19 protein-coding genes are annotated in these 21,118 nt (G+C 46.6%); 9 read left to right on the top strand and 10 right to left on the bottom strand.

Annotation, left to right across the window (positions count from 1 at the left end; all coding sequences use genetic code 11):
• Positions 1-14: 14 nt before the first annotated feature.
• The 3 genes from ACLJRE_RS18755 to ACLJRE_RS18745 all read right to left on the bottom strand — a co-directional run bounded on the left by ACLJRE_RS18755 (position 15) and on the right by ACLJRE_RS18745 (position 3,234).
• On the bottom strand, positions 15-1,640 hold the full coding sequence (locus ACLJRE_RS18755) for a methyl-accepting chemotaxis protein (RefSeq protein ID WP_000528501.1): 1,626 nt from the start codon (positions 1,638-1,640) through the stop codon (positions 15-17).
• Positions 1,641-1,808: 168 nt separating this feature from the next.
• On the bottom strand, positions 1,809-2,927 hold the full coding sequence (locus ACLJRE_RS18750) for an S-(hydroxymethyl)glutathione dehydrogenase/class III alcohol dehydrogenase (protein WP_000842142.1): 1,119 nt from the start codon (positions 2,925-2,927) through the stop codon (positions 1,809-1,811).
• 31 nt (positions 2,928-2,958) lie between these two features.
• Positions 2,959-3,234, bottom strand: coding sequence for a metal/formaldehyde-sensitive transcriptional repressor (locus ACLJRE_RS18745; RefSeq protein ID WP_001120770.1), 276 nt, complete (start codon positions 3,232-3,234; stop codon positions 2,959-2,961).
• 523 nt (positions 3,235-3,757) lie between these two features.
• Between ACLJRE_RS18745 and ACLJRE_RS18740 the strand changes: the two genes are divergently transcribed.
• Entirely contained in the window at positions 3,758-4,159 is a 402-nt protein-coding gene (locus ACLJRE_RS18740) for an effector protein (protein WP_077905323.1), read from the top strand.
• Positions 4,160-4,287: 128 nt separating this feature from the next.
• Here ACLJRE_RS18740 and ACLJRE_RS18735 read toward each other — a convergent pair whose 3' ends face one another.
• Complete coding sequence (locus tag ACLJRE_RS18735; RefSeq protein WP_001527697.1) at positions 4,288-5,004, bottom strand: hypothetical protein; 717 nt, start codon at positions 5,002-5,004, stop codon at positions 4,288-4,290.
• Positions 5,005-5,429: 425 nt separating this feature from the next.
• Between ACLJRE_RS18735 and sseJ the strand changes: the two genes are divergently transcribed.
• On the top strand, positions 5,430-6,656 hold the full coding sequence (sseJ, locus tag ACLJRE_RS18730) for an SPI-2 type III secretion system effector SseJ (RefSeq protein WP_001131418.1): 1,227 nt from the start codon (positions 5,430-5,432) through the stop codon (positions 6,654-6,656).
• A gap of 120 nt (positions 6,657-6,776) precedes the next feature.
• On the opposite strand, the gene ACLJRE_RS18725 is transcribed toward sseJ, so the two are convergent.
• A complete protein-coding gene (locus tag ACLJRE_RS18725; RefSeq protein WP_000281190.1) occupies positions 6,777-7,121 on the bottom strand; it encodes a DUF1294 domain-containing protein in 345 nt (114 codons plus the stop codon).
• 925 nt (positions 7,122-8,046) lie between these two features.
• Between ACLJRE_RS18725 and ACLJRE_RS18720 the strand changes: the two genes are divergently transcribed.
• The 6 genes from ACLJRE_RS18720 (at position 8,047) to ACLJRE_RS18695 (ending at position 13,707) form a co-directional block, all read left to right on the top strand.
• Entirely contained in the window at positions 8,047-8,808 is a 762-nt protein-coding gene (locus tag ACLJRE_RS18720; RefSeq protein WP_000897695.1) for a transporter substrate-binding domain-containing protein, read from the top strand.
• A gap of 6 nt (positions 8,809-8,814) precedes the next feature.
• Entirely contained in the window at positions 8,815-9,462 is a 648-nt protein-coding gene (locus tag ACLJRE_RS18715; protein ID WP_000094442.1) for an amino acid ABC transporter permease, read from the top strand.
• Between the two features lie 24 nt (positions 9,463-9,486).
• On the top strand, positions 9,487-10,218 hold the full coding sequence (locus ACLJRE_RS18710; protein WP_023212380.1) for an amino acid ABC transporter ATP-binding protein: 732 nt from the start codon (positions 9,487-9,489) through the stop codon (positions 10,216-10,218).
• The gene (locus tag ACLJRE_RS18705) at positions 10,215-10,895 is read left to right on the top strand and encodes an amino acid ABC transporter permease (RefSeq protein ID WP_000560165.1); all 681 of its coding nucleotides are present in this window, start codon (positions 10,215-10,217) and stop codon (positions 10,893-10,895) included. Before ACLJRE_RS18710 ends, ACLJRE_RS18705 begins: the two co-directional genes overlap by 4 nt.
• Positions 10,896-11,031: 136 nt before the next feature.
• Positions 11,032-12,582, top strand: a complete 1,551-nt coding sequence (locus ACLJRE_RS18700; RefSeq protein WP_001666977.1) for a glycosyltransferase family 39 protein — start codon at positions 11,032-11,034, stop codon at positions 12,580-12,582.
• Between the two features lie 462 nt (positions 12,583-13,044).
• A complete protein-coding gene (locus ACLJRE_RS18695) occupies positions 13,045-13,707 on the top strand; it encodes a class I SAM-dependent methyltransferase (protein WP_023197416.1) in 663 nt (220 codons plus the stop codon).
• Between the two features lie 271 nt (positions 13,708-13,978).
• Here the strand turns inward: ACLJRE_RS18695 and cybB are convergent, their stop codons facing one another.
• From cybB to hrpA, 3 genes are all read right to left on the bottom strand, one after another.
• A complete protein-coding gene (cybB, locus tag ACLJRE_RS18690) occupies positions 13,979-14,509 on the bottom strand; it encodes a cytochrome b561 (protein WP_000527275.1) in 531 nt (176 codons plus the stop codon).
• Positions 14,510-14,625: 116 nt separating this feature from the next.
• Entirely contained in the window at positions 14,626-15,426 is an 801-nt protein-coding gene (locus ACLJRE_RS18685) for a YdcF family protein (protein WP_001629371.1), read from the bottom strand.
• Between the two features lie 63 nt (positions 15,427-15,489).
• Positions 15,490-19,392: an ATP-dependent RNA helicase HrpA gene (gene hrpA / locus ACLJRE_RS18680; RefSeq protein ID WP_001550139.1), complete on the bottom strand. Its 3,903-nt coding sequence runs from the start codon at positions 19,390-19,392 to the stop codon at positions 15,490-15,492.
• 200 nt (positions 19,393-19,592) lie between these two features.
• Between hrpA and azoR the strand changes: the two genes are divergently transcribed.
• Entirely contained in the window at positions 19,593-20,198 is a 606-nt protein-coding gene (gene azoR / locus ACLJRE_RS18675) for an FMN-dependent NADH-azoreductase (RefSeq protein WP_000048931.1), read from the top strand.
• Here azoR and ACLJRE_RS18670 read toward each other — a convergent pair.
• Both ACLJRE_RS18670 and ACLJRE_RS18665 read right to left on the bottom strand, forming a co-directional pair.
• Positions 20,195-20,644, bottom strand: a complete 450-nt coding sequence (locus ACLJRE_RS18670) for a GFA family protein (protein ID WP_001518898.1) — start codon at positions 20,642-20,644, stop codon at positions 20,195-20,197. The two genes, azoR and ACLJRE_RS18670, sit on opposite strands and share 4 nt — an antisense overlap.
• A gap of 143 nt (positions 20,645-20,787) precedes the next feature.
• A complete protein-coding gene (locus ACLJRE_RS18665; protein WP_000760414.1) occupies positions 20,788-21,111 on the bottom strand; it encodes a YdbL family protein in 324 nt (107 codons plus the stop codon).
• Between the last annotated feature and the right edge of the window lie 7 nt (positions 21,112-21,118).

The raw sequence follows: 21,118 nt of genomic DNA, 5'->3' as shown, positions 1-21,118 counted from the left end.
TGGCGCGACGCTCATTAAAGGAAGGATGATCGCATCGTCGCGCCAGTATCCTGTAAATGAAACGCATCAACGGCTTGCGTCAAGCGGGCGGCCTGTTCTTCAAGCGAAGCCGCCGCCGCGGACGCCTCTTCGACCAGCGACGCGTTTTGTTGCGTAACCTTGTCCATCTCAGAAATCGCCTGACTGACCTGAACAATACCGCGACTTTGCTCATCAGAGGCTGCCGCGATATCGAGCATAATATCGGTGACGCGTTTGACGGCATCCACAATCTCATTCATGGTGCTCCCCGCAGCGATAACCTCTTCAGATCCTTGTTCAATCAGGCTGACCGATGCGCCGATCAAGCCTTCAATCTCTTTTGCCGCCTGCGCGCTGCGACTGGCGAGGGTACGAACCTCACTGGCGACCACCGCAAAACCGCGTCCTTGTTCCCCGGCACGTGCCGCCTCGACCGCCGCGTTCAGCGCCAGTATGTTGGTCTGGAAAGCGATACTGTTAATGACGGCGGTAATTTCCGAGATTTTTTTCGAGCTGGTGGAAATATTCCCCATCGTTTGTACGACCCCGGAAACCATCTGGCCTCCGCGACTGGCTTTACCGGAAGCATCTTCCGCCAGTTTGCTGGCGTGATGCGCATTATCCGCATTCTGCTTAACGGTTGCCGTCAACTGTTCCATACTGGCCGCGGTTTGTTCAATGGCGGCAGCCTGCTGTTCAGTACGAGAAGATAAATCCGTATTACCGGCGGTAATTTCGCTGGTGCCTCGATAAATTTCCTCCGCCCCCTGACGCACCGCCCCTACCGTTTGTTGCAACGCATGCTGCATCTGCTGAAGATGATGACTCAGACGACCAATTTCACTGCGTCCTGTGGGCTCGTCAGCCATGGTCAGATCGCCCGCCGCAATGCGTTCGATACGTGACGCAGACTGCTGCAAGGGTTGTATCACCGTGCGACGCAGCACCATGAAGGTCATTAACGTCAATACCAGCGCCAACGTAAATGCGCCAATCATAAACATCATACCGAGCCGGGTACGTTGGTAAGCCTGCTCGCTAAGTAGTCTCGCCCGCTCGGTGCGCAGTTCAATCGCTTTCAACAGGACATGGTTATATGCGGCATCCAGTTGTTTTGCCTGCTCGTTTTCATGATTAATGATCGCTTCGAACATGCCATTTTTGGCAAATTTCAGCATCGGTTGCAGGCCGTTGATATAGGCGGTGTAACGGGCGTTTAACTCGTTATCCAATGCATCATCGGCGGGTGTTTTCACCGTTCTGGACATATAAGCGTTAAAGCCGTCCTGAGACTGCTTGATCCGCGTTTCCGCAGCGGCAATATTGGCTTTCATTTCATCCATTTCAGCAATCCGGCTCGCCGCGCCAGCGTGGATCATATTGATACGTGCGGTACGTAAGTGGTTAGCGCTGTTGGATAATCCCATCCGTACCTGAATCTCGTCCGTGACATCACGCTGATCGCGATCGGCCTGTAACAGAAAATAGCCTGCCAGCCCGGCGCTCAAAGCAAAAAGAAGAAGGATGCCACCGAGAATGGAGGAAAACAGCGGAACCAGCCGAATATGATGCAGGAAGCCCAGTTTATGCGAGGCTTGCATCGAGAATGTGTTGCCCATGACCGTCGACTCTCTTGTAGGTTTTATGCGTAAAACACGCCCGTTAGATAGTCATCGGCACTTCATGACGTTTGCTTATCGCGAAAAGCATCGCCTTCGTCACATTTTCACAACATTCATTCCAGAAAATTCAGAAAAGCGCCAGCGGAAAATCCGCTGGCGGATGAATCAGTTATCGCTAAAGTGGATAACAGTACGGATGGATTTACCCTGATGCATCAGTTCAAAGGCATCGTTAATCTGCTCCAGCGGCAGGCGGTGAGTAATAAAAGGATCTAAACGGATTTTACCGTTCATCGCATCTTCGACCATCCCTGGCAGCTGCGTGCGCCCTTTCACGCCGCCAAAAGCGGAGCCACGCCAGACGCGACCAGTCACTAGCTGGAAGGGACGGGTTTTGATTTCCTGCCCTGCCCCCGCTACGCCAATAATAATGCTTTCGCCCCAACCTTTATGACAACATTCCAGCGCCGCTCGCATCACGTTAACGTTGCCGATACATTCAAAACTGAAATCTACGCCGCCATCAGTAAGCTCAACAATAACGTCCTGGATCGGTTTGTCGTAATCATTCGGATTAATAAAGTCCGTAGCCCCCATTTCGCCCGCCAGCGTAAATTTTTCCGGATTCGTGTCGACAGCTAAAATACGCCCGGCTTTAGCCTGAACCGCGCCCTGAATAACCGCCAGCCCAATACCGCCTAAACCAAAAACGGCAACGGTGTCGCCCGCTTTCACTTTAGCGGTGTTATGGACGGCGCCAATACCAGTCGTCACGCCACAGCCCAACAGACACACTTTATCCAGCGGCGCCTGCGGGTTCACTTTCGCCAGAGAAATTTCCGCGCAAACGGTATATTCGCTGAACGTGCTGGTTCCCATATAGTGATAAACGGGTTCGCCGTTATAAGAAAAGCGGGTAGTGCCATCCGGCATCAGCCCTTTTCCCTGAGTGGCGCGTACGGCCTGACAAAGGTTAGTTTTACCGGACTTACAGAACTTACACTCGCCGCATTCCGCCGTATACAGTGGAATAACATGGTCGCCGGGTTTCAGGCTGGTGACCCCCTCGCCGACCTCGACTACCACGCCGCCGCCTTCGTGACCCAGGACTGCCGGGAATACGCCTTCCGGATCATCGCCGGAAAGGGTAAAAGCATCGGTATGGCAAACGCCGGTATGGGTGATTTTGACCAGAACTTCGCCTTTTTTCGGCGGCGCAACGTCAATCTCGACAATTTTTAGCGGCTGACCGGGACCAAAAGCAACTGCTGCACGTGATTTCATATATCTCTTCCTGTTACGGTGAGGGAAATTGTTATTTTAGATAAGCGCGAAGGAGATGGCCGATTTCCGCCATCCGAACCGCGCGCTGATCTGGCGTAGTTTCCCCGCTGACCAGCTCATCTTTCAGATGGATTTCAACCATTTCACTCATCAGGCCATTAGACGCGCCGCGCACGGCGGCAATCTGTTGCAGAATCGCCAGACAAGGTTCGCCAGACTCAAGCGCCCGCTCCAGCGCTTCGACCTGCCCGCGTATGCGACGAACACGGGTAAGGATACGTTTTTTATCTTCAGGTGAATGCGGCATTCGACCTCCATATACTATAGGGGGGTATACTATCAGAATTTTATATTTATGTAATTGTAAAATTACACACAATATAAAAATCAATAGCTTATAGCTTTCCGGCATAGACCATTAAGAATCAGTTCACATTCAGCATATTCAGCTCACGGGAACTTTTTCAGGCCACAGACAATAAACACCAAAGCTTTCTTTCTAAGCTGCAATGTTCTGCCCGACTGGGGCACAGAGGTAATGCCGGTAAATCCAGTCCCATTACCCAGAAGTAAATATTTGCTTAATAGTTTTTATTTACTCACCAGGTGGTAATGAATAAAGGTTATGATATGCAGATGTCAGTCTTGTAAGAACGTAACATCACAACTGCGATACACCGCCGACGGGTAGCGAAAATATCTCAACCCTGTGTCTTTCCAGACTTAGTTAATAGTGGACAAAAAATCAAATGAGCGTTATTTGAAAGATTTTTAATACCCAAAAGCGTCATCATTATTGTTAATTTGAAATCAATCTCAGGTAATAATCCATGCCTATTTCGATTTGTAAACATGGTGCTCCTTTTGTTGTTCAACATGAAAATCGGTACGGTTCCGGTGCAAGTCAGTCATCATCACTTTTCAAATCAATACGCCATATTAGCAACTCTCATGAGGCAATAAACTTTATAAGTTGCTATAGTGCAAATGGAAGCTGTTTTTCCAATGCACAGATGCTAGCCAATGCCTCAGGGAGCCCTGTTATAGGCTACTTTGGGAAAATAAATAAGTTAACAGCCAATCTGGATAATAGCGGTCGTATATTCCGCCCACAGCATAAGCTTGCGGCCAGGATTTGTTATGTAGGTAATCGGCTTCTGAGCGGTCCAATTCAACTTGGGTTTGGCCTGAAACATCTGCTAAACTGCCACTCAGATGGTAATGTCAGATAAAGTGTCATGCCATGCCCTTCCCGGCATTGCTATTCCACAGCCTACAGATATAGGCGCTCAGTTCTTTCTCTAATCTCTGCCATGGGAAGCTCTGGCGTCATTTCACGCTCTTGCCAACCAGTATTTTATTAAAGTCTGACTTTTACCAGGGTAATTTCATAAGAGTGTCCATCTTCTGGTCTAAAAATAATAAATCTATTGTTATTTTTAGTAAAGGATTTCGACAAAATAAAACTATCATGATACCTGGCCAGGACGTAGTACCAGCCTCCATCATACAATATCATTTCGTATTCTTTCTTTAATTGTGGCTTATAGATCCCAACAAAAAAAGAAAATATAAAAAAATATATAATAAAACCAATCATAACTATAGTGAAACAATGTCTTCGCACCCAACTGAGTTGCGTAAAACAAATCACTGGCATCAATTTACTATAAAAACGCATCCCCACCGATAGGCATAAAGCCACCAGTAAAATGATAAAAAAAAGCTCCCACAAAAACGATTCTGTTAAGAGAGAAAACTCGATAACAATTGGAATAAAGAACAAAACCGCTGCCAAAAAAAGGCGTAAGAAGCTAAGGTCGTGGATACGTGCTTTTTGCTTTACTAAAAAAAATAATAGAATACCCACTCCCCACGCTATTATGAATATAGCCATCAGGCTAATCGCATGGAATAGACTTCGGGCAATGTTGTCAGGGCCGACGCCTACATACCACCACGGGAAACCATAGTACGCGGAGACGCCCCAGCCATAAAAATAGGCGCTCCCCCATCCCAGACCACCTAAATAGGCCAAAAGCATTGAAGAGTTTTTAATAATTGAATCATCACTCATTATAGTTAACTCACTTAAGAAATATTTAATATGAAAATAGAAATCAACACGTTATATAAAACACCACCCCCTTGGAAATAATAGCTTGATGATAAGCTTACCTAATTTTCCTGAGTATCAAGCCAGCTCATACCCACGCCAGCACACTAAAATCAGGAGTGGCTACTTTTTTTAGAGGTTTGCCTTAACCAGACGCACAGTCAATAATGATAGCAGTCAGATAATATGTACCCGGCATTAACCTCACGTTGTTGATGATATATTTACTTCGTTGAAAAATAATAAATATTGCATGTGTTTTTTTGGCGGCGACAAACTGTTAAAGAAGCGCAATTCTATATACACCATTTACCTGATTACTTTTCTTGCTAATATTTGTTAATTAATGTTTTGCTAAAGCGTGATTAATTAGTAAGGAGGACACTATGCCATTGAGTGTTGGACAGGGTTATTTCACATCATCTATCAGTGCTGAAAGATTTAATGTGATAAAAGAAAGCGCACGCCCTCCGGAATTAAGTTTATGGGAGAAAATCAAAGCATATTTCTTCACCACTTACCATGCCGAGGCGCTCGAATGTATCTTTAAACTTTACCACTATCAGGAACTGAATCTAACACCGGTACAGGTTCGCGGAGCCTACATCAAACTTCGAGCCTTAGCGTCTCAGGGATGTAAAGAACAGTTTATTATAGAATCACAGGAACACGCCGATAAGTTGATTATTAAAGATGATAATGGTGAAAATATTTTATCTATTGAGGTTGAATGTCATCCGGAAGCTTTTGGTCTTGCCAAAGAAATCAATAGATTACATCCCAAGCCAAAAAATATTTCTTTAGGTGATATTACCAGACTGGTATTTTTTGGCGACAGTTTATCTGACTCCATGGGGCGTATGTTTGAAAAAACACATCATATCTTACCCTCCTATGGTCAATACTTTGGCGGAAGGTTTACTAATGGATTTACCTGGACTGAGTTTTTATCATCTCCACACTTCTTAGGTAAAGAGATGCTTAATTTTGCTGAAGGGGGAAGTACATCGGCAAGGTATTCCTGCTTTAATTGCCTCGGTGACTTTGTATCAAATACGGACAGACAAGTCGCATCTTACACCCCTTCTCACCAGGACCTGGCGATATTTTTATTGGGGGCTAATGACTATATGACACTACACAAAGATAATGTAATGATGGTCGTTGAGCAACAAATTGATGATATTGAAAAAATAATTTCCGGTGGAGTTAATAATGTTTTAGTCATGGGGATTCCCGATTTGTCTTTGACGCCCTATGGCAAACATTCTGATGAAAAAAGAAAACTTAAGGATGAAAGCACCGCTCACAATGCCCTGCTAAAAACTAATGTTGAAGAATTAAAAGAAAAATATCCCCAGCACAAAATATGCTATTTCGAGACTGCCGATGCATTTAAGATGATAATGGAGGTGGCCAGTAATATTGGTTATGATACGGAAAACCCTTATACTCACCACGGCTATGTACATGTTCCCGGGGCTAAAGACCCTCAGCTGGATATATGTCCGCAATACGTCTTCAATGACTTTGTCCATCCAACCCAGGAAGTCCATCATTGTTTTGCCACAATGTTAGAAAGTTTTATAGCTCATCATTATTCCACTGAATAATGTTCCATCGGCTGCGGTACGCCTTGAGCAAAACACAGCTCAATATCATAGTGCCGGTGGCATGAAAATATGAGGTTGTCTTTGCTGCCGGTTGGTCAATAAGTGATCCATACTCTATGTTCAGTAGGACAAAAATGGATAGAGTCGATAGATCGCCACCGTAACTACAATACTCACTATCACACTGACGATAAAGTATGTTTTGAATGGCTGCTTTTGCGTTTTATGACGGAAGAGTTGTTGACCAACAATCGCACCAGGCCACCCACCGACAACCCCAAACACCAACAAAGTGGATTCCGGCACTCTGCGCCAGGTTTTACGTGCCGCCGTTTTGTCTATACCGTAGATCGCCAGCGTTAGCACGTTGGCGAGCAGGAACCACATCGCGACGGGATGCGATGTAAAAATGCTTCCGACCGCAGCGGAGATCAGGAGTAAATAACAAAAGCGGTTAAGATACATATTATTATGTCATAGCAATGATTAGGGACATCGGAGCCCATTATACGCGATACATGCGCCTATGTGATGTAGAATTTTCTTTTCATTCAGCCAACGAGTCATCGAGTCATCGAGTCATCGAGGATTCATTTTTAATTACCATGGTAATCATAAGGTAATTAACGTGTTGTGAACACGATTAAAATGGGTAAAGCCACCAAAAATGTTACCACCTTAACCATTGCCAGGATAACTTAATGAAGAGCCCTCTTTATTGCTGTTTGTTATCCGGTTGGCAGTCTCAGTTTTGGATTTATTTATCGTATTTATATTTATTACATAAGATGTACGATGTTAATTTGAGAATTTTATCTCGACAACCGCATATATTAAGATATTTCTGAATTAAGATTATTGTCGATTAAAACAAGTTAACGTTTTGATAAACATAACAACATCGTCAGAACTCCTGATTTGTTGTCGTTTGTTCATAGGATAAATAATTTATATGCTTGCAAATATAGATAGCACGCAAATCAAATTAGCTCAGAAAATGTATTTGACAAGCAAAGATAAGTCTTTATATTGGCCCTGGATAGAGTGGCAAGATGATACTTAGAGACATTAAATACACCGTCACTGAAGCATTTATCTGCTTATCATGTAAATATGTATGCGTAAATGGAGCATAAACTATGTCCAGTATACTAATGTCTATGGTATTTTTACATTTTCACCTTTCATGGGGTCGCTGCACTCATATCCAGTTGATATCTCATGGTATATTCAATCCATTCCCTTTGATGATTCCTGTCAAACCTCCTGATTAAATTAGTTAACAGCGATGGAATACATAACGTTAAGTACTTTACGCCTGCAAATGTCAGGTTCACGCCCTAATGCTTAATTTATAATACACATTACCTTACTACAGGAAATAGATAGCATGTTATTCAAAAAAATTGGCTTATCGATGATAGTGTTGGGAATAATGTCGTCTTCAGCTTTTGCTGATAGCATCGTTGAAGGGAAAACACTCAATGTCGCAGTATCACCGGCCTCTCCCCCTATGTTATTTAAAAGTGCTGATGGCAAATTGCAGGGGATAGATCTGGAGCTTTTTTCGTCTTACTGTCAGTCACGGCATTGTAAGCTAAACATCACCGAATATGCCTGGGATGGAATGCTTGGCGCAGTGGCGAGTGGTCAGGCAGATGTCGCATTTTCGGGAATTTCAATCACAGATAAACGTAAGAAAGTTATTGATTTTTCTGAACCTTATTACATCAACTCTTTTTATCTGGTCAGTATGGCCAATCATAAAATAACGCTCAATAACCTCAATGAATTAAATCAATATTCTATTGGATACCCTCGAGGAATGGCTTACTCCGACCTTATCAAAAACGATCTGGAGCCCAAAGGATACTACTCGTTAAGTAAAGTAAAATTGTATCCAACATATAATGAGACGATGGCTGATCTAAAAAATGGCAATCTTGATCTGGCTTTTATAGAAGAGCCGGTTTATTTTACCTTCAAAAATAAGAAAAAGATGCCGATAGAAAGCCGTTATGTTTTCAAGAATGTTGATCAGCTTGGCATTGCCTTTAAGAAAGGCTCTCCCGTGCGCGATGATTTCAACTTATGGCTTAAAGAGCAAGGGCCACAAAAAATATCTGACATCGTCGATAACTGGATGAAATAGTAAGCTATGTCATCAGGTAATATGCTGGCTATCTTTTATTTCCTATTGGAAGGGATTGGTAATACGCTGCTTGTAACCTTTACCTGTTTTCTCTCAGCGTTTTTTACCGGGCTTACAGTCGCCGTATTACGGCGACTATCCCCCCTTCCACTACAGAAGATACTCGACGCAATGGTCTTTATTCTTCGGGGAATTCCAATACTTATTGCTGTTTTTCTTGTTTATTTTGGATTGCCATCGATTGGCATATATGTTTCACCTCTGGTAGCCATGAACCTCAGCGTCGGCTTAATCAGCGGGAGTTATCTTGCCGAGGTGTTCAGAGGGGCGCTTAAATTAGTTGAGCCATTCGAAATCACGGTAGCGAAAGTAGCAGGAATGCGTCAATTACAGATTATATTAAATATTGAGTTGCCACAGATGTTGCGATTTTCTGTGCCCGGTATTATCAATGAGTTTTCTTCTGTATTAAAAGCGACGCCCTTTGCTTATACTGTAGGTATCGCTGAAATAACGAAGCAGGCAATGTCACTGACAGCCATCACGCTGAACGGGTTACAGATCTATACTCTTGCCGGGGTATTATATTTCATTATTTATAAAATTTTTACTCTTCTGGCCGGAGTGTTTGAGAAAAAATATCGCATCAGTTGAAGCATAAAAATAGAGGTGATACTCATGGCTTTACTGGAACTAAAAGAGATAAGTAAGGAATATTCAGGAAAAAAGGTTCTTGATACGGTTAGTCTAAAAATTCAATCGGGAGACATGAAAGTAGTCATGGGGCCATCGGGTTGTGGAAAAACGACGCTTTTACGCTGTCTGCTTCGATTAGAAGAGCCTGATTATGGTGATATTTATTTTCACGGGAGAAATATTTATGACAAGGAATTTACTATTCTTGAGTTCAGAAAAAAAGTTGGTTGTGTCTTCCAGAATTACGCTTTGTATCGCCATCTTAACATCATGGATAATATTACCCTTGCCCTATGTAAAGTGTTTGGCATGCCGGGACAACTAGCCCGGGAGAAAGCCTTACATGAGCTACAAAAACTTGATATGGTCTCGCATAGCGCGAAATACCCTTCGCAATTATCGGGCGGGCAGCAACAGCGCGTCGCCCTGGCCCGTACAATGGTCACCGACCCAGAACTCATTATTTTTGATGAGCCGACGTCTGCGCTTGATCCGCTCATGACTCGTGAAGTCGGAATGTTGATCAAGCAACTTCACGACAATGGCGTCACTATATTATGCGTCACTCATGATATTCGCCTCGCCAGATTACTAAGCGATAACGTAACGTTTCTTAATCATGGCAAAATTCGTGCAGAAGGCGCTTTTACCGATCTTGCTTTACGAGAAACGGATCCAGATATCCACTGTTTTTTTAGCGAGGCACAACGATGATCGCTGGCTGGTCTCTCTTCTTTAATGACCTGACTGAACAACTGCCACTTGTTGTGGACGGTATTAAAGAAACCTGTAAACTTGCGCTGATTGTTTCCATCACCGGTTTTTTGTGGGGAATTATTATTTTCTTTCTGAGCCTGAGCCATCGCCCCGTGGTAAAAGCCATAACTCGACTGTACATGGATTTCTTTATCGGTACGCCACTCATTCTTATTCTGTTTGTTATCTATTATGGTTTACCTCAATCTGGCATTCACCTGTCCTCTTTTACCGTGGCGGTTACAGGGTTTACTTTAAACGTCGGCGCATATAATGCCGCGTACATGACAACGGCCTATAACGCATTGAATAAATATGAAACGGAGGCCGCAGTCGTTCAGGGGTTGAACAAACGGCAGGTCTTTTTGTGGATTATACTGCCTCAGGTATTGCTGTCTTCCATTCCAGCCTTAACGAATCAGGTGATTAATAACCTTAAAGACAGCACCATCGTTTTTCTTATCCAATATACTGAGTTTTTCGCGCGAATTCAGGAGGTTGCTGCAACCAGCTTTAAATTCTTCCATGCTTACCTTTTTGCCGCCATAGTGTACCTTATTGGCGTTACCTTTATTGTCGGTTTGACCCGGTTTTTAGAGCATAGACTGCTTCGCCATTACGGTCAGGATTACTGAGTTGCACTGCACTATTCTGATTAATTCATCGCTGACATTATCAAAGTTATTTTTATTTAGTGTTGGTTAAGATTTTAACCTTCATTATTGCGTTAGGTGTCCATTCTGGTCTAAGTCTTACTCCATTGAGGATATTATGGCGCTACCACAACTATCAATATGGCAGCCCGGCGATGGGTTAAGAAAAATAAAGTATAAATATCATGTTTGTCTCATTGTCATATTCTCCGTCCTTATACGGTTGCTGTTTATAACTGACCGCTACCTTTGGTGTGACGAAGCGTCCAGCGTGCTGATTAGTCGACATAGCGTAGATAATCTGCTCTTCCATGCCGCTTTTGACGTGCATCCCCCGCTTTATTATCTGTTACTGCATGACTGGATCATATTATGGGGTGATAGCATTGCAGCGGTACGCTCTCTCAGTCTACTCTTTGGGATCCTGACAGTTGTGCTGGTTATCGCGCTTACGCGATGGCTGGCAAATGAGCGTACAGCCTTATTGGCAGGATGGTTTGCCGCCCTGATGCCGATGGCAGTCCATTACAGTCAAGAAACGCGCATGTACGCGTTAATGGGAATGCTAACGCTCGCAGCCGCGTTAGCATTGATGATGTGGATAAAAACACCCACCCATAATCGCTATCTTGTCGCGTATGCTTTACTTATGACGTTCAGCTTTTACACCCATTATTTCACCCTATTTGCACTTATTGCCCACTGGATCGCAGTAACAATATTATCCTGCCAAAGCCATAAAACGGCCTGCTACCTTAAACTTCCTGGCTGGTGGTTTGCTAACCTGGCGATTGCTGTCGCTTATCTCCCCTGGTTGCCCGTATTGTTTAATTTACTGACTCATCTGGCGCAGTTGAGAGCCGGTAATGATATCGGTTGGATTCCCCCCGTAACATGGCGTGACCTGCCTGCGATGTACTGGCATTTTTTTACCGGAAACAACGGACAGGGTTTTCCGTCGTTCATTCTGTGGCTGGCTGTGGGAGGTTTTATCGGTACTGTGGGGCGAATATCTTTATACAACGGAGAATATGAAAGATATCAGCTGATATTATTTTGTAATCTGGTCATCCCTGTAATGCTGGTCTTCATCATTTCCTGGTGGATGCCGTTATTTATCGATCGTTATTTCTTCTTCTCATCGCTGAGCATTCCTCCCCTGCTCGCGGTATTACTTACCCGCGCAAAAAAAGCGGTTTGTGGCTTCTGGTTTATCTTATTCACCTTATTATTCGGCTATGGTTCATATCATAATAACCCTGAGCACATAGACGAGTTTAAACCACTGGTAAACTATATTAATACCCGTCACCAGCCTAATGATGCCGTGGTAGTCAGTAAAATGTTCGATTATTTAAGTTATGTGTATTATAATAAGCGAGATTATCGTACATTTCTTTATACACCGCCTAACGCACACGGAACATCAGGCAGACCGAATGCCTATGGCTTTGGTTCACTGTTTTATGCGCAAGCCGATCAGACATATATTGATACTCTGACAACGCTTTCAAAAAGTCACCATCGTGTCTGGTTGATAAGCGGCGGTAACTTCAGTCAGGATTACCCCTTGCCGTCAGAATGGCAAAATATCGCAAACTTCAGAAGTGATAGATTTCAGGTACAATTATTTGTAATACCGACTCAACAGACGCGTCAAATGCAATGATTACCGTTTTTTATCCAGTACAGTGATAAACAGTACTGCCACTGCCAGACCGCCTAAAAGTAAGGTCCAGCCAAACGCTTCAAAAACCTCAATCATATCGCCTCCGGGTAGGTGATATTAAATCAAGATGGCTATCTCATCGTAACATTTAAAATATCAATTAATGTGCAATAATCGCTTTATATGTATGAATAAATATTGTTCCTCCTGCATTTAATTGCATGCTATTATCATAGGGCTTAATATGTGTATATTAACGATTATTAATTATCAGCTTATAATAATATAACTGTCCAATTCATTTGCCAGCTATTATTATCCTATATCTTCTTTAAGATAACCGCTTAACTCATAATATCGCCTTTATTCGTCGCATTAAATTACTCACTCACCTGATTAATGCTTGCCTAACGATTGCTTCGTTGTTTTAATTCCAGCGCGAAATTATTTAGTGAGAGAACAATGAAGCATACACAACAATCAGGCGCAAAAGTCTATAACCCATTCACGCTTAGCTTATATGACTGGTGGGTACTCAATATCTCAAACAAATATGCCTGGAAGTGTCCTACTGATACGCGACTACTTCCTTTCTTCCTGCATCACATGGGCGAGACTCACCTGGATATTGGCGTAGGTACAGGTTATTACCTGAAACATGCACCTGCGACTCATGCCATTTCGCTGATGGATTTAAATCCGGATAGCCTAAAAATAGCCGCCAGCCGAGTGGGTAATACAAAAATCTGCGCCACACTACAACACGATGTTTTCGACACGTTCCCGGCGGACTGGCACGGGCGCTTCGATTCCGTTTCGATGTACTATCTTCTGCACTGCTTACCTGGTGAGATGACAACAAAAGCGAAGGCAATTAAAAATGCCGGTATGGCGCTTAAACCCGGCGGCACACTTTTTGGCGCCACGATTCTGGGCAAAGAGGTTCCTCACAATGCTTTTGGCAAGAAATTGATGGCTGTTTATAACAAGAAAGGAATATTCAGTAATACCAATGATTCAGCCGATACGTTACGCAGCGTGTTGGACGAACATTTTGCTAAGGTGACTTTGGAGCAACATGGCGCCGTTGCGCTATTTTTCGCCACTACGCCACGTTCATCGTAAGTGTAGGCACTCCCGAGCGGTCGGGCAGCGCGATCATGTGGGTTTAACCCGTTGATTAAACATTGGATTACGGAATAGCAATTGCTTATTTTATTTGTCATACAAATAAGTATAATACCCGCTTCCGATGTAGACCCGTCCTCCTTCGCCTGCGTCACGGGTCCTGGTTAGACGCAGGCGTTTTCTGTATGGAATACGCCATCCCCGCTGATAGATGCCTTGTTTGCCTAAAGCGGTTAACCCCGCCTGCGACAAACGTCATACAGGACGGTTAGTCACGCTTACGCGGCATCATCCGTAACAGCGTATTGTCTTTCCAGAAATAGTGATGCATCAAAGCAGCGATGGCATGAAGTCCAATAACAAAATAGCCCAGATTCGCCAGCGTGACGTGCCAGGATTTCAGCATATCTACGCGTTCAAAGTTAGCCTCGGCGGCATGGGGCATAGTAATGCCAAATGCGACCCAGGGATTGCCGCGGTTATACATCATGACCAGACCAATAACAGGCAGCACGATAAATAACAGGTAAATCACCAGGTGTCCTAAATGCGCCATTCCGGTCATCATCGGTTTTGGACGAGGAACAATGGGCGGCGTGGGATATTTCAGCCGAATAAACAAGCGTGCCACCATTAAAAGCAAAATAGTGATACCACATGAAACGTGCGTCATATTAAACCAGGGCCGATAACTACGCGGCGCAAAACCGCGTAGCTCCATCGCGGCGTAAGCCACAATAACCAGAAAAAAGACTAACCAGTGAATACCAATTTGCAGGCCGGAATACTTATTGCCCATAGCGCGTCCTGAATGAAAACCGTAAAGCGACAACATAACCAGCTTTTATAAATAATTCATCAAATTTATGAGATGGTGGTCGCACTTGCCCGTTCACCCTCGCAAACGGGCGATTTTTAGCGTAAAGCTCTCTGTTCTAACGCACTGCGCAGCGTAGTATCTGCCTGCAATACCTGCCATGCGTTTTCAATATCACGTGGGATATCAACGTGAATGATAAAATCTTTACCACGCGGTCCATACCCTGTTTCATCGTCACGCAAACGTGGCAGCTCGCCAGCAATCAGAGACAGATAACGCTCCACCGTCCAGATGCCCTCTTCAACATTGGCAAAACGTGTACCGTCATTAAGGTGGCGCAGTACCGGAACAAAGCCAGGAAAACTCAGCCAGTGCGGCGCATCGGTGTCGTCGTTTGTCACGCGCCGAAACGCCGCGATAGTGCGCCGCTGCATGGTGGGGTCTTGCACAACGATAGCCGTGTTAATGTTTTCTTTCGCCTGACGGATCAGTGCGCAGGAGAAACGGGCATTTTCGCCGCAATTAGTTGACCGATCTTCCAGCCAAATTTTCTCAGCCGGAATATGCCAGAACTGGTTCGCGATATCCGCGAGGATCGCGGCTTCAGCGCGTCCGGTTGTGCGAATAGTGTGGTAGCGCGGATGCCGGGCAATCACGGCGTACAAAAACGGCGTCGAATGGCCTATACCGCCGCTAATCAGTAAAGGAACACCTTGCGCTTTGGCGATGCGACAGGCCGCGTCGATAGTGGGGATCACCGCATTGCCCGCCAGGACGACGCAATCCGACGAATAAGGTTGTTCGCCGGAAAAATCATTTTGCGCCAGCCACTGTCCGACGGTATTCACCGCCAGCAATGTTTCCGCAGAGAGCGCCGGAAATGGCGTTGTATTCATAATTCCTCCTTTTTGTTCCGAACCTGTACCGGATCTCTTTGAAAGACGTCGTCGCCTGGCTTTTTAGGCCGTAATCTGATCCATGGCCTGTAAAATACGCTTATCGGAAATAGGATAAGGCGTACCGAGCTGTTGCGCGAAATAACTGACACGCAGTTCTTCAATCATCCAACGGATCTCTTTAACATCATCATCTTCGCGACGCGCTGGAGGCAATTTATTTATCCATTGTTGCCACGCCTGCTGGACGCTTTCGACTTTCAGCATTTGCGCCCGATCGCGGTGCGGATCGACAGCCAGTTTCTCCAGCCGCTTTTCAATTGCCTGCAGATAACGCAGCGTATCGCCGAGACGTTTAAAGCCGTTGCCAGTCACAAAACCACGGTATACCAGACCGCTCATCTGCGCCTTGATATCGGAAAGCCCCAACGCCATGCTCATATCCACCCGCCCTTTCAGACGCTTATTGATATTGAATACGGTCGTCAGGATCCGCTCGACCTGCTTCGCGATATCCACCACAGTATCATTCAGCTCGGCGCGTACCTTTTCGTGCAGCGCGGTGAAACCTGCTTCGCTCCACACCGGTCCGCCGTTGGCATCTATCAGTTTATCTACCCCGCAGGCGATACAGTCATCAATCAACTCCAACACTTTGCCGTACGGGTTAAAGTACAGCCCCAGCTTGGCTTTATTCGGCAATTTCTCATGCAGATACTTAATCGGTGAAGGAATGTTGAGCAACAGCAGACGGCGTAAACCGCACCACATCGCCTGTTGTTGTTCCAGCGGATTATCAAACAATTTGATAGCGACGCTGTCACGCTCATCCACTAACGCCGGCCACGCCTTCACTTTATAATTACCGCGTTTCTGTTCGTAGCTTTCCGGCAGCTCGCCGAAACTCCAGATATGCAGCCCGCTCTGCTCAATGCCGTCATCCGCCACCGCCGAGAGCGTCTCCTGCACTTTGCCTTTCAGCGCATTTTTAAGCTCGGCGAGCGAACGCCCTTCCTGCAGTTTCTTGTTTTTGTCATTCACCACGCGAAACGTGATTTTTAGATGCTCGGGCACCTGATCCCAATGCCAGTCTTCCCGGTCGACCGTGACGCCGGTCATCCGGCGCAGTTCACGCTCCAGAGCGTCCAGCAGCGGCAGCTCCAGCGGCGTTACGCGACCCAAAAACGCTTCAGCATAGTTTGGCGCCGGAACAAAGTTGCGACGTACCGGTTTTGGCAACGATTTAATCAGCGCAATCACTAATTCACGGCGCAGCCCCGGGATCTGCCATTCAAAACCGCTCTCGTCAACCTGGTTAAGTAGCGGCAACGGAATATGGACGGTCACGCCGTCAGCATCCGCGCCCGGTTCAAACTGATAGCTCAAACGCAGCTTGAGATTGCCCTGGTGCCAGAAGTTCGGGTAATCCAGTTTGCTGATTTTTTCCGCGCCTTCTTTAATCAGCATACTTTTTTCAAAGTTGAGCAGATCCGGCGTCTCGCGGCTGATTTTTTTCCACCAACTATCAAAGTGGCGGGCGGAAATAACGTCATGGCTAATACGCTGGTCATAAAACTCAAACAGGGTATCGTCATCCACCAGGATATCGCGGCGGCGAGATTTGTGCTCAAGTTCCTCGACTTCCGCACGCAATTTTAGATTCTCACGGAAGAAGGCGTGACGGGTTTGCCAGTCCCCCTCCACCAGCGCATGGCGGATGAACAACTCGCGACACAACGCCGGGTCAATCTGGCTGTAATTCACCTTGCGCGCGGCGACAATCGGCAGACCGTAGACAGTAACCTTTTCCGTCGCCATCACCGCGCCTTGCGCCCGCTCCCAGTGCGGTTCGCTATATGAACGTTTAATCAGGTGCTGGGCTACCGGTTCCACCCATTCTGGCTCAATGCGGGCAGCGATGCGCCCCCACAGGCGGCTGGTCTCCACCAGTTCTGCGACCATTGTCCATTTCGGCGGTTTTTTGAATAAACCGGATCCGGGGAAAATAGAGAATCGGGCGTTACGCGCGCCGGTGTACTCTTGTTTATCGGCATCTTTCATCCCGATATGCGACAACAGCCCCGTTAACAACGCAACGTGAATTTCCCGGTACTCTGCGGGTTCACTGTTTACCGGAATCCCCAGTTCTTTGACCACCTGACGCAGTTGGGTATAGATATCCTGCCACTCACGCACGCGTAAATAGTTCAGATAGTCGGTGCGACACAGACGGCGGAATTGATTCGACGACAGGGCCTTTTGTTGCTCGCCGAGGTAATTCCACAGGTTAACAAACGCCAGAAAATCGGACTCCTTATCATGAAAGCGCCGGTGTTTCTCATCGGAAGCCTGCTGCTTGTCCACTGGGCGCTCGCGCGGATCCTGAATAGAGAGTGCGGAAGTAATGATCATCGCTTCGCGCACACAGCCATGCTTTTGCGCTTCCAGAACCATACGCGCCAGGCGCGGGTCGACCGGCAACTGGGATAATTGTCGGCCCAGCGGCGTCAGCTTATATGCCGTTTGCTGTTCGTCGGCGGTAATCGCCCCCAGCTCTTCCAACAAACGCACGCCATCCTGAATATTGCGCTTATCCGGCGCTTCGACAAACGGGAAGGCAGCGATGTCACCCAGCCCCAGGGCGGTCATCTGCAAAATAACCGACGCCAGGTTGGTACGTAGAATTTCCGGGTCGGTAAATTCCGGACGTGACAAAAAGTCATCTTCCGAATACAGACGAATGCAAATCCCTTCCGATACGCGTCCGCAACGCCCTTTACGCTGGTTGGCGGAAGCCTGTGAGATCGGTTCAATCGGCAGGCGCTGCACTTTAGTGCGGTAGCTGTAGCGGCTGATGCGCGCAGTGCCAGGATCGATCACATATTTGATACCCGGCACCGTCAGCGAGGTTTCCGCCACGTTAGTCGCCAGCACGATACGGCGTCCGCTGTGCGACTGGAAAACGCGGTTCTGTTCGCTGTTCGACAAGCGTGCATACAGCGGCAACACTTCGGTATGCCGTAAGTTCAGCTTGTTCAGGGCGTCGGCGGTATCGCGGATTTCCCGCTCTCCGCTCATAAAAATCAGAATATCGCCGGGACTTTCACGCCCCAGTTCATCAACAGCGTCGAAAATTGCCTGTAGCTGATCGCGTTCAGTGTCGTCAGCCTCTTCCACGATAGGGCGATAACGAACTTCTACGGGATACGTTCGGCCAGAGACTTCGATAATCGGCGCGTTATTAAAGTGGCGCGAGAAACGTTCCGGGTCGATGGTCGCAGAGGTAATAATCACTTTCAGATCGGGGCGACGCGGCAGAAGCTCTTTCAGATAGCCGAGCAAGAAGTCAATATTCAGGCTGCGTTCATGCGCTTCATCAATAATGATGGTGTCATACTGCATCAATAGCCTGTCCTGCTGGATTTCCGCCAGCAGGATACCGTCAGTCATCAGTTTGACCATGGTGTTGCTACTGACATGATCGCTGAAACGAACTTTATAGCCGATGCAGCCGCCAGGCTCCGTTTGCAACTCTTCGGCAATGCGGTTAGCAACGGTGCGCGCCGCCAGGCGACGCGGCTGAGTATGTCCAATAAGTCCTTTAATTCCGCGTCCCAGTTCCATACAAATTTTCGGTAACTGGGTGGTTTTACCGGAACCGGTTTCCCCTGCCACGATCACCACCTGATGATCGCGGATCGCTTCCAGAATGTCCTGTTTTTTCTGGCTAACAGGTAAATTTTGCGGATAAGTGATTGAGGGGCGCGCCGCTTCGCGTAGAGCGACCTGCGCCGCAGCCTGTTCAATTTCTTTCGCCATCGTCTGGAAAATAGCCTGTTGCGCATCAGGATTTTTTACTTTCTTTACGCCATGCAGGCGGCGAGCAAAGCGCTGTTTGTCGCGCAGCATCAGTGCATCCAGCCGCTGCTGTAACACCTGAAGCGTCAACGTAGATTGTTCAGTCATAAAGCTCTTGGGCAGCATTCTGCCTGTTTAAAATCGTTTTAAATGATAGGTATAGAGTACCACATTGGGGCTTTTTTTGTGTTGTTCAATAATTTCGAACAAAGGGTTCGATATATTGCGCTATCCCTGCGACATATTTGTGAATAAAGTGTCAACAAGCAACGGGGCCCGCCCCTTCAAACACATAAAAGGAAACACCCATGAGCAAGGTATTAGTTCTTAAATCCAGTATTCTGGCAGGGTACTCTCAGTCTGGTCAGTTGACTGACTATTTTATTGAACAATGGCGCGAAAAACACGTCGCAGATGAAATTACTGTCCGCGATCTGGCGGCCAACCCTGTTCCGGTGCTGGATGGCGAGCTGGTGGGCGCGATGCGTCCGGGCGATGCGCCTTTAACGCCACGTCAGCAGGAGGCTCTGGCGCTGTCTGATGAACTCATTGCTGAACTGAAAGCCCACGACGTCATCGTTATTGCGGCACCGATGTACAATTTCAATATCCCGACGCAGCTGAAAAACTACTTTGATCTGATTGCCCGCGCCGGTATCACTTTCCGCTATACCGAAAAAGGCCCGGAAGGTCTGGTAACCGGTAAACGCGCGGTGGTTCTCTCCAGTCGCGGCGGTATCCATAAAGACACCCCGACGGATTTGATTGCGCCTTACCTGAAAGTGTTCCTCGGTTTTATCGGTATTACCGACGTGAATTTTGTCTTTGCCGAAGGCATCGCCTACGGGCCGGAAGTGGCGGCTAAAGCTCAGGCCGATGCAAAAGCCGCGATTGACAGCGTAGTGGCCGCTTAAATATTTTTGCCTCCCGTTTCGACGGGAGGTGACTTCTTCGGTTCGTAGCGCAAATATCCTACCACGCCGCTACTGCCGCCATCGCTGGGATGCGTTACCCCATCATTGACTTCAACGCAGGCGAAATCAAAAGGCGACACATTTTCGATGCACGCCACATTGACCCCATATTGATCGGGATTGGATCGGCGTTGATGAAAAGTATATATCCCGCATACCGAACAGAAAAAATGCACCGCCTTGCCCGTATTAAAGCGATATTCGGTAAGCTTATCCTGCCCTTTTAGCACTTTAATACCCGATAGCGGCGCAGACACTGCCACTGCTCCGCGCATCCGGCAAAAGGAACAGTTGCAGCGCCTGGCGGTATGAAAGCCATCGCTAAGTTGAACGGTAAACACGACGCTGCCACAATGGCAGGCAGCAGATAATTTTTCAGACGTCATACCTGGTTACTCTCGCGAATAGTGATACCAGTCAACAGTATAGAAATGGCGTTTCCGGTTCGCCTAATATAAATACGACCTTCATATTCAGAAATTACCCATATAAAAATGCATTTTGCGGTAAAAAAATTGTCGGAAAGCGGTTATTTACGCATCCATTTGCCATTAATTCCCTGGACATATTCTCCCGGCCTGGCGCGCTCAACCAGTTTTTGCCCTGCCATCTTCGCCACCTCGTCCACGGGAAGATGATTGCTATCCGCTAACTGCTGATAACTGGCGCGACGGGCATGATTAATATCAAGCACCAGTTTCTGGGTTTCGGCATCATTCTTTAAGGCCACCAGATAGCCATTCAGCGTTTCCCCAACCCGGCCCTGCGTGCGCGCTTCGTCCAGGGTTAAGGCCCACACAGAAGGTGTGAGCAAGCTCAGCGTCAGCACCCATAGCATTAAATACTTTTTCATTATGGCC

This window comes from Salmonella sp. SAL04157 (genome assembly GCF_046551635.1).
Classification (GTDB): domain Bacteria; phylum Pseudomonadota; class Gammaproteobacteria; order Enterobacterales; family Enterobacteriaceae; genus Salmonella; species Salmonella enterica.
This window is presented reverse-complemented; position numbering and strand designations above follow the sequence as displayed.

Coding starts and splice junctions, on each gene's coding strand:
- ACLJRE_RS18665 (WP_000760414.1), bottom strand. CDS start 21,111: ATGAAAAAGTATTTAATGCTATGGGTGCTGACGCTGAGCTTGCTCACA.
- ACLJRE_RS18685 (WP_001629371.1), bottom strand. CDS start 15,426: ATGAATACAACGCCATTTCCGGCGCTCTCTGCGGAAACATTGCTGGCG.
- ACLJRE_RS18670 (WP_001518898.1), bottom strand. CDS start 20,644: ATGACGTCTGAAAAATTATCTGCTGCCTGCCATTGTGGCAGCGTCGTG.
- ACLJRE_RS18745 (WP_001120770.1), bottom strand. CDS start 3,234: ATGCCGCATTCACCTGAAGATAAAAAACGTATCCTTACCCGTGTTCGT.
- ACLJRE_RS18755 (WP_000528501.1), bottom strand. CDS start 1,640: ATGGGCAACACATTCTCGATGCAAGCCTCGCATAAACTGGGCTTCCTG.
- ACLJRE_RS18750 (WP_000842142.1), bottom strand. CDS start 2,927: ATGAAATCACGTGCAGCAGTTGCTTTTGGTCCCGGTCAGCCGCTAAAA.
- ACLJRE_RS18720 (WP_000897695.1), top strand. CDS start 8,047: ATGTTATTCAAAAAAATTGGCTTATCGATGATAGTGTTGGGAATAATG.
- ACLJRE_RS18695 (WP_023197416.1), top strand. CDS start 13,045: ATGAAGCATACACAACAATCAGGCGCAAAAGTCTATAACCCATTCACG.
- ACLJRE_RS18700 (WP_001666977.1), top strand. CDS start 11,032: ATGGCGCTACCACAACTATCAATATGGCAGCCCGGCGATGGGTTAAGA.
- hrpA (WP_001550139.1), bottom strand. CDS start 19,392: ATGACTGAACAATCTACGTTGACGCTTCAGGTGTTACAGCAGCGGCTG.
- azoR (WP_000048931.1), top strand. CDS start 19,593: ATGAGCAAGGTATTAGTTCTTAAATCCAGTATTCTGGCAGGGTACTCT.
- ACLJRE_RS18710 (WP_023212380.1), top strand. CDS start 9,487: ATGGCTTTACTGGAACTAAAAGAGATAAGTAAGGAATATTCAGGAAAA.
- ACLJRE_RS18705 (WP_000560165.1), top strand. CDS start 10,215: ATGATCGCTGGCTGGTCTCTCTTCTTTAATGACCTGACTGAACAACTG.
- sseJ (WP_001131418.1), top strand. CDS start 5,430: ATGCCATTGAGTGTTGGACAGGGTTATTTCACATCATCTATCAGTGCT.
- ACLJRE_RS18735 (WP_001527697.1), bottom strand. CDS start 5,004: ATGAGTGATGATTCAATTATTAAAAACTCTTCAATGCTTTTGGCCTAT.
- cybB (WP_000527275.1), bottom strand. CDS start 14,509: ATGGGCAATAAGTATTCCGGCCTGCAAATTGGTATTCACTGGTTAGTC.
- ACLJRE_RS18715 (WP_000094442.1), top strand. CDS start 8,815: ATGTCATCAGGTAATATGCTGGCTATCTTTTATTTCCTATTGGAAGGG.
- ACLJRE_RS18740 (WP_077905323.1), top strand. CDS start 3,758: ATGCCTATTTCGATTTGTAAACATGGTGCTCCTTTTGTTGTTCAACAT.
- ACLJRE_RS18725 (WP_000281190.1), bottom strand. CDS start 7,121: ATGTATCTTAACCGCTTTTGTTATTTACTCCTGATCTCCGCTGCGGTC.